The sequence below is a fragment of the Vibrio sp. 1288 genome (assembly GCF_033344475.1).
The window spans coordinates 1-626 of sequence record NZ_JAWPOX010000705.1 but is presented as its reverse complement, the minus strand read 5'-3'; the positions used below and the strand labels follow the sequence as shown (position 1 = coordinate 626).

Sequence of the window (626 nt, the reverse complement as noted above, 5' to 3'; positions counted from 1 at the left end):
GTGTTATCTGGTGACCATATTTATCGTATGGATTACGCAGCGATGCTTGAGGAGCATAAAGAGAAAGGGGCAAAGCTGACCGTCGCTTGTATGGATGTTCCAGTAAAGGACGCCTCTGCTTTCGGAGTAATGGGAATCGCTGAAAACGGACTGGTTAAGTCTTTTGTCGAGAAGCCCGAAAACCCACCTACTCTTCCAGACGATAAAACCAAGAGCCTTGCATCAATGGGGATCTACATCTTTGATATGGATGTGCTCAAAGAAGCGCTGACCGAAGATGCGAAACTGGAAACGTCTAGCCATGACTTTGGCAACGACATTATTCCAAAATTGATCGACACCGAATCGGTTTACGCTTACAAGTTTTGTGGCAGCAAAGGTCGTGTCGATAAAGATTGTTACTGGCGTGATGTCGGGACAATTGACTCCTTCTATGAAGCTAATATGGATTTACTGGAACCAGTACCTCCGATGAACCTTTATCAATCTAACTGGGCTATCCGCACTTACGAACCTCAATTTCCACCAGCGAGAACCGTCTCTTCTGCAACAGGAAACGAAGGTATTTTCATCAACTCGATCATAGCTACCGGTGTTATCAACTCAGGCGGCTCAGTCCAGCACTC

General features: G+C 46.0%; 1 protein-coding gene. It reads left to right on the top strand.

Annotation, left to right across the window (positions count from 1 at the left end; translation table 11 throughout):
• On the top strand, window positions 1-626 hold a 626-nt coding region (locus R8O11_RS28890), incomplete at both ends, for a sugar phosphate nucleotidyltransferase (protein WP_318195081.1).